Below are 252 nucleotides of genomic sequence, written 5' to 3'. Positions count from 1 at the left end.
CCAGCTGATGGGCGCGGCGCTCGGGTCCGCGACGGCCGGCTTCATGATCGACCACAACGGCGCCGGGTCCGCGATCCTCGTCGCCGCCGGTTTCGCCGCGCTCGGGACCCTGATCCCCGCGCTGGGTCGCCGCTGGCACCCGGACCTGCGCGGCCGCGACGCCGGCCCGATCCCCGACACCGCTCCCATCCAGATCCAGGTCTCGTAACCCCACCGCCCCGACAGCGCCTCGGCCGCGCCTCGCCCGCGCCT

Annotated in this window: 1 pseudogene; it reads left to right on the top strand. The window is 76.6% G+C overall.

Annotation, left to right across the window (positions count from 1 at the left end):
* A pseudogene (locus QN345_RS20270) lies at positions 1-208 on the top strand (MFS transporter); the annotation flags it as partial.
* Positions 209-252: the final 44 nt, after the last annotated feature.

The sequence above is a fragment of the Cryobacterium sp. 10I1 genome (assembly GCF_035019805.1).
Taxonomy (GTDB): domain Bacteria; phylum Actinomycetota; class Actinomycetes; order Actinomycetales; family Microbacteriaceae; genus Cryobacterium; species Cryobacterium glucosi.
This window is presented reverse-complemented; position numbering and strand designations above follow the sequence as displayed.